We start from the raw sequence: 7,617 nt of genomic DNA, 5'->3' as shown, positions 1-7,617 counted from the left end.
CTGCAAACCGGGTTGCCAAATCGATGATTTACTGCCTTGGAATATCAAAAGCTAGGTGTGGATTGCCGGACGCTTACCTTGTTTTCTCACAATATGATCGAATGAGATAGAGTTTTGATGAATAAAACCATTACAATATGAGCATGTGCTACTTTTAGGCAAAGCTTCTTGGATGTAAATCTGGGATTTAATATCCGTTGAGAACCTCAACGACTTGACATTTATGTCATCATCTTTAGTTAGAAATTTATACTCATCCAATATCATACTAACAATGGTATTTTCCGATTCCTGCTTTTGCAACAAGTTGATTATCAACATTGTTACTTTAATTATATGCTTGTAACTCTTTGTACCACTACCATATTTTGCATTAACCCCTGAGATAAAGTGTTTATACTTAATTAAGAGCTTTTCTAAGTCATTACGAATGAAACAAAAGGACTTTAATGATTGAGGTGACTTCTCTATCTCCTTAACAATATCCACCCAAGCTAAGATTGCTGAATAAATATGATTACCACGTTTGTTATAGAAATAAACTAGAGGATGTAAGCCTAGTGATGATGGATGAGAAGAGTTTATTCTTCTTAGGAACTTCCTGGTGTTTTTCAGATACGTAACTGTCAACTTGCCATCAGGATCATCATCTATTTTCTTTGTGTTATTAGGAACTCCGTTACATTTTTTTACCAAATCAAAAATAAAACTATTAGTTTGAGGGGAGTTATATTTTTTAACTAAGGGTAAGTCTAATGTCCTAATAGCACCAGATATCTTAGGTTGAAAAATTAACCCATTTATTTCCTTGGCAATGTCTTCAATCTCTTTCATTAACGAAGACTCAAATTTTGACCAATATTGATGCCCTGCGCCAGCTCTCATTATAGCTCGAGAGGCTATAGCAAATGCTTTTCTTCTTGATTGAAGAAGTTCGATCTCCGTATCATTTATCTTAGATGCTTTTTGGTTTATTTTAAAAAACGACTGTTCGGCTTTTTCTGCTCCACCGCTTACCCACTGCAATTGAATAGAAGTACGGCCTAGGCTAAGAGCTTTTTCCAATATTTCACGTTCAGTATTCTTGCTATCAGCCGTAGCTTTTTTATATTCACTATAAGATTTAACTGTATTTTTAATTTTTTCTCGGGTTTTATTTGCAATATCACGCTGCTCTTCATCAATCTCATCATTGAAAAATTGCTTTGAGATAGCACCATCCCCATAGTCATCGTTTATCCACGCTATCAATGCCCCAAGCCTATGGGCTCCATCAATAACGAAGTTGTAAGGACCTGAATTCCACAATATAACAGCTGGTATTAAATCACCATCAATAAAGCTTTGAATGAATTCGCAAAGTTGATCATCCGTCCAGTCAGAAGTTTCCCTTTGAAAATCTGGCTTTCTTAGGCCAGCATAGAAAAACTCACCTTTTTCTAAATCTTTTACACTAACATTTTGATTAAATGATGAGGCTCTGGAGTTGGTTTCGATGACTTCAAAATCTTCTCTTGAGATCAACGCATCCAAATTTACATTTGGCATCTCATTTTCCTTTTTATTATTGAAATTCTTAATACGCTTTACTGCATATTCCCGATAATTTACTTACTTTATAATGCATAAAAGTGCTTGATTTTAACTTTTAATAGCGTCAATTTTTGCTTGTATAAAATACAAAATAATGAAACAGTTAAATTGCAGTAACCAGCTCTTCGATTCTTTTAATGAATTTGTCATGGCTAAAGCCTACAAATTTAAAAGCTTCGCTTTTCGCGCGAGCAAGCTACGTATACAAGCCAAAAGCGCGAGGTAAACTCCCGCCCTCATTCATAAACACCAATCTACCAACACACTCCAATTCCCCCGTGATCACACCCGAAAGTTATAAATTGATGAGTAATCACTTGCATGGATGCAAGTTAAGCCGTGACTTCGCCATGGATGGCGAATACACGGCGTTTATGTTCACATCAATTTTTAACTTGAGGAACAAGTGTGATCCTCGGGTGCGCCGTGGGATTCCAAAGGGCGGTCGGCGGCAGCCGCCCTTTGGTTGTCATCGCCAACGCGATAAAACCTCGAATAGAGGTTACTAATCCCTGAATCAAAATACCAAATCATCACTTTTAAACGCCGCAAACTTCATCAAGAAAAACCTGCGCTTTTCGCGCGAGCAAGCTCCGCGCCTACAAGTTAAAGCGCGACGACAAACTATTCTGCAACCACTTGCTTAAACCGTGCGAACGTTCGCATGCTTTCATCTGCAATCATTATTTCGTAATCAGGGTTTTGAGCAATTAGCTCGTATTGCCCGTTAGATAACTTATTAACTTTGCGCAGTAAATACTGCCCTTCCCCGCCTATATCATCTCGCTCTATCGCCACTATTTGGCCGCGTAGCGATCCTGCTTTATCGGGTGTTATAAGCTCAAGTAGTAGTAAATCACCATCAAGTATTGGGTGTTTACCGCCATTCATTGAGTTACCCGATGCGTGCGCTAAAAAATGCACTTGCGGGTCGAGCTTGCCCGCGCCAAGTGGTGCATCCATCAATTCCATATCGTTTTCATCCCCTGTTTTAAAATGCCCACAGGCAATTTTAATGTTGGGGAAATACGGCAGCTTTAATGCGTTATCAGTTGATTTTAAACTAACTTCGGGCTTAGCAACTTGATTTAACTCAGGTTGTGATGCATTTGGGAACGTAAACAACTCAGCAGTTGGTTTTGCTTGTTCGAAACTGTTTTTGCCAAGCCATAATTTAGCACTGCTTGATTCGGCAACCTGATACGCCCAATTGCTTACTGCAAGCGATTTATCTGCATCGCAATAAAAGTAAGGTTGCAGTTTATTCGTTATTTCGGCTTTATGAATATCAAGGTTTTGTTCTAGCCAGCGGTCGCGGTGAACAAAAGCTGCGAGGTGGTCTCGCTTATTATTATTACAATCAGCATGCGCAGCAACAAAGTTATGTGCCAAGTCGTTTGGGTAGCGCTTAAAAGGAATAAAGTGGTCGATCTGTGGTGTTTTTTTGGGTTCTTTTTCGTTTTTTAAATTCATTGGCTTTTGGCAGTAAAAGCAAAGCCCGTTTTGAATATCTATCAATAGTGGAGTGACCACCTTTAACGCAGCTCTATTACTGCCAAACAAGAACTCTTGAAGCTGGCTTTGCGATCCTAATAGTGTTTGGTTCGCTTTTATAGTTTGTACTTTTTCTATCCATTCAGTAACACTAAGATGCACAACTAAATCGTAAAAACGCCTAAAACACTGAGCTATACCAGCATTTAAAACAATTCGCTTGGGCTCTCTGCTTTTACCTAAAAGTATATGGGGGTATAAAAAACACTCTGCTTTACCCGAAAGTAGCTGTAACCGCCAAAGAGGGCCCTTAGTGAATGTTTCTCTTAAAGATCGAATTACGTTGCTATATTGCTGACAATTTTTAAACGCGTTATAGCTTTTAACACCCGAATTTTGTAGCTTAAATATTTCGGTGATGAACTTTGCTTGGCTAGGGCTATTTTGCTTTAACAGCATGTCTTCAGTATTAGTAACAATATCGTTAGACGCAGCGTAAGGCATTGAGTGGTTCCAATAAAGTTGAATAAATTTATCGACTAACGTGTCGATTTTTATTTCCATTGGCGCACTCTGGTCTTCATTTTGATGCTCTACGCAAATATCAGCAATTGCATGTAATAGTGCATATTTATAAGTTGCGGTGAATTCGCCCTCAACCAGCATGCGCTGAATATAGGCGATAAAGTCGAGTTGCTGCTGCATTGCGCCAATCATAAAACCGGCACTGCTTTAATTAGGGCATTGAGCCATACTTCACTCTCGCGCTCTGGGCGTTGGTCAACCGTTTGCCATTGTTTTAGTATTTTAAGCTCGGTGTGGTGGGTAATTAGCGCGGTTAGGCCATCTTCATTTAAATCGGTAAATTCACGGCCGTTATGCACGCGTTCTTGCGTGCCGTATTTAAACGACACATACAAAACACCGTTTGGTTTTAGGGCATTTTGCAGCTTTAAAAACACCGGTGGTAACTCTACTTTTGGCACATGCAATAAACTGGCGCAGCACCAAATGCCGTCGTACATATTTGTACAATTAAGCTGCTGAAAGGCTTTTACCTCTACATTTTGTTGTAAGTGATTACTGGCTAACTTTGCAATATTTTCGCTTGCATCAAACGCGCTAACAGTAAAACCTTGCTGTTTAAAATACATAGCATCGCGGGCACTGCCACACCCAGCATCTAAAATATGGCCGTGTTTAGTGATAAGCGGTAAAAACTCAGCGTAAAGCGCCGACATATCAACATTAAGCGTTGAGTCGCTAAAAGTTTGTGCATGTTGATTATAGTAATTGAGTGTTTTAGTAGGCACTAAATTCACCGCTCCTTGGTTTATTTATTAATCTGGCATTCATTTATAACTAATCTACAGTATCAACATTTAAAAATATAGAGCTACGGCAATATATACGCCCTAAGTAGTATGTTTTTATTACAAAAAAGCACTGTTTAACTGCTATAAACCAATGTTATTTACACTTTTACCTATTAACTCTACATCTTTGAAAATATTAAAGTTATATGAAACATGGTTGTTATTTACCCTGCAATCTAACGGCTTGAATAAACGCTTATTCAAGCCGTTATAAGCTATCAAGCGTTAAGTTAGTGTCGACCCCTTAAGTCCCCGCATTTGTTTTTACTGGGCTACCTGCACTGCGCGCTCTTTATTTATTACAAGCGGGATAAATCTGCCAGCTAGTGTATACTTAGTTGTAGTCATTCTTTAGAGTAATAAAATGCTAAGACTCGCTTTTGTTGTATTACTAATAATTGGTAGTTTTAAGGTATTTGCCTGTGCCAAAACACTTAAAGTGGGTACTAATGAACGCAACTGGCCGCCTTATGTGGTGGCAGTTAATAACAATTTAACCGGCGTTGAAATTGATGTGGTAAATACGATTTTTAACGGCTCACCTTTTTGTTTAAAGTTTATGTTGCTGCCTACTTCTGCTCGTGCTTTTGAAGAGTTAAAAGAAGGCCGTATTGATATTGTTTTTGCAGCCAGCATAACCCCTGATAGACAAAGTTATGCCTATTTTAGCGATACTTATCGCGATGAAATAATGCGTGTATACAAATACAGCGACTCGCCCGATATAACGAACCTAAACGATATTTTTTATAGAGATTTAACGCTCGCTATTGGCCGTGGTGGTTATTATGGCGCTGCATTTGCGCAATTTAAACAAGACCACCCCGCTCACGTTATTATGATGCCCACAGCCGATAAACGCTTTGCAATGCTCAATAAAAACAGGGTTGATTATGCAATAGAAGACGAAGTAGCTGCACAATATTTTATAAACCAACATCCAAGCGTTGAGCCTGTTCCTAATATGGCGGACATTAATAAGAGTTCGATTCATTTAATGTTGAGTAAAAAAACCATTAACCAAGTCGAGTTACAAACTATAAATGAGTTAATTAAGCAAAATAAAAGCAACATACACGCTATTTATCAGCGGTTATAGCTTTTAAGCTTTATTCTTTTACCTTTCATCTTTGGGCGTGGATCTGTATAATTCGCGGCCTATTATTTACTCTATCGCTTGTTTATTTATGCGGCACCTTGCTGCAGCTTAACCCTGCCATTAATTTTCTAGGATTACTTTTTTTGATCTCCACCGCAAATATTACGATGCAGTTTGGCGCAGAGCCGTTGTTTGAAAACATTTCAGCTAAATTTGGTAACGGTAACCGTTACGGTTTAATTGGCGCTAACGGCTGCGGCAAGTCGACATTTATGAAAATTTTAAGCGGTGCGCTTACGCCTAGTGCAGGTAATGTGTCTATTACGCCAGGGCTAAAATTAGGTAACCTAAGCCAAGATCAGTTTGCGTTTGAACAATACAGCGTAGTTGACGCGGTAATTATGGGCGACGTTGAGCTTTGGAAAGTAAAACAAGAGCGCGACCGTATCTACTCGTTGCCTGAAATGAGCGAAGAAGACGGCATGAAAGTGGCCGAGCTTGAAAGCGTTTTTGCTGAAATGGACGGTTACACCGCAGAAAGCCGCGCAGAAGAAATACTACTTGATGCAGGTATCGATAAAGAATTTCATTATGGTTTAATGGCGAACGTAGCCCCTGGTTGGAAATTGCGTGTGCTGTTAGCACAGGCACTATTTGCTAATCCTGACATTTTGCTACTAGATGAGCCAACCAATAACTTGGACATTCATACTATTACGTGGCTTGCGAATGAGCTTAACCAACGTAAATGTACCATGATTATTATTTCCCATGACCGTCACTTTTTAAACTCGGTATGTACGCACATGGCCGATATTGATTACGGCGAGCTGCGTATTTACCCAGGTAACTACGAAAAGTACCTTGAAGCCTCAGGCTTACAACGCGAACAGTTATTAGCTGAAAACGCGAAAAAAAGCGCTGAAATAGACGAGCTGCAAGACTTTGTTAACCGTTTTGGTGCTAATGCCTCTAAAGCAAAACAAGCCAGCTCGCGCGCTAAAAAAATGGACAAAATTAAGCTTGATGAAGTTAAAGCATCAAGCCGTATGAGCCCGTCACTGAGCTTTGACGAAGGCAAAAAAATGTATCGCCAAGCGCTTGAGCTAACCAAACTTGGCCATGGGTTTGACGGTGAAACATTATTTACCGGCGGCGACTTATTGCTTGAAGCGGGTGCAAAGCTTGCGGTTATCGGCGAAAACGGTGTGGGTAAAACCACCTTTTTACGTTGTTTAGTTAACGAGCTTGAAAGTTTACACGGTGAAGTTAAATGGTCAGAAAACGCGACCTTTGGTTACTGCCCACAAGACAGCAGCAAAGACTTTGATAACGACTTAACTTTATTTGATTGGATGTCGCAGTGGCGCACTGCTAAACACAACGATTTAATGGTTCGAGGCATGTTAGGGCGTTTATTATTTACCGCAGACGATTCAAATAAGAAAGCGCGTAACTGTTCAGGTGGTGAGAAAAACCGTTTGTTATTCGGTAAGTTAATGATGCAAGACGTTAACGTACTAATAATGGATGAACCAACAAACCACATGGATATGGAAGCCATTGAAGCGCTTAACAATGCCCTAAAAGACTTTAAAGGCACACTTATTTTTGTAAGCCATGACCGTGAGTTTGTATCGTCACTAGCAACGCGTATTGTTGATATTAAAGACAAGCAAGTGATTGACTTCCAAGGTACGTTTGACGAATACCTAGCAAGCTGCGAAGAAAATAAAGTAGCTTAAGAGCTAGGTTAAAGGTTAAAGGTTAAAGGTTAAAGAAATAGCCTAAACCATTTTAAAAGCGGTGCTTGTTTAAGCGCCGTTTTTTTGTGTCTGGGGTTCGGGGTTCGGCAGAATTGTGCTTGGTAGTTTATTTATAAAAGAGTAAAGAAAGGCTGTGTTTTTTGCTCATTTGCACTCATTCTTTGCTGTTTGTGCAAATAATTTTTAAGTGATTTATTCACCACAGAGGTTATGAGGCGCTGCATTTTACCCGCGCCTCGCAGCTCGAAGCCCGTTGTCTTCTCATTTACTCTCATTCGCTTCTCTGTGT

Annotated in this window: 5 protein-coding genes; 2 read left to right on the top strand and 3 right to left on the bottom strand. The window is 39.5% G+C overall.

What is annotated here, in order from left to right; translation table 11 throughout:
- Window positions 1-51 precede the first annotated feature (51 nt).
- The 3 genes from QL989_RS10800 to QL989_RS10790 form a co-directional block, all read right to left on the bottom strand.
- Window positions 52-1,548 (bottom strand): hypothetical protein, encoded by a 1,497-nt coding sequence (locus QL989_RS10800; protein WP_290170444.1) that lies wholly within the window; start codon window positions 1,546-1,548, stop codon window positions 52-54.
- Between the two features lie 669 nt (window positions 1,549-2,217).
- Complete coding sequence (locus QL989_RS10795) at window positions 2,218-3,804, bottom strand: S24 family peptidase (protein WP_290170441.1); 1,587 nt, start codon at window positions 3,802-3,804, stop codon at window positions 2,218-2,220.
- Window positions 3,801-4,400, bottom strand: coding sequence for a class I SAM-dependent methyltransferase (locus QL989_RS10790; protein WP_290170438.1), 600 nt, complete (start codon window positions 4,398-4,400; stop codon window positions 3,801-3,803). The genes QL989_RS10795 and QL989_RS10790 overlap by 4 nt, the downstream gene beginning before the upstream one ends.
- 427 nt (window positions 4,401-4,827) lie before the next feature.
- Between QL989_RS10790 and QL989_RS10785 the strand changes: the two genes are divergently transcribed.
- A complete protein-coding gene (locus QL989_RS10785; RefSeq protein WP_290170436.1) occupies window positions 4,828-5,562 on the top strand; it encodes a transporter substrate-binding domain-containing protein in 735 nt (244 codons plus the stop codon).
- A 143-nt stretch (window positions 5,563-5,705) separates the two neighbouring features.
- Window positions 5,706-7,307 (top strand): ABC-F family ATPase, encoded by a 1,602-nt coding sequence (locus QL989_RS10780; RefSeq protein ID WP_010389550.1) that lies wholly within the window; start codon window positions 5,706-5,708, stop codon window positions 7,305-7,307.
- Window positions 7,308-7,617 lie beyond the last annotated feature (310 nt).

Source organism: Pseudoalteromonas sp. APC 3224 (assembly GCF_030407535.1).
Taxonomy (GTDB): Bacteria; Pseudomonadota; Gammaproteobacteria; order Enterobacterales; family Alteromonadaceae; genus Pseudoalteromonas.
Note: the sequence above shows the minus strand (reverse complement) of the source record. Positions and strands in the feature narration are given on the sequence as shown.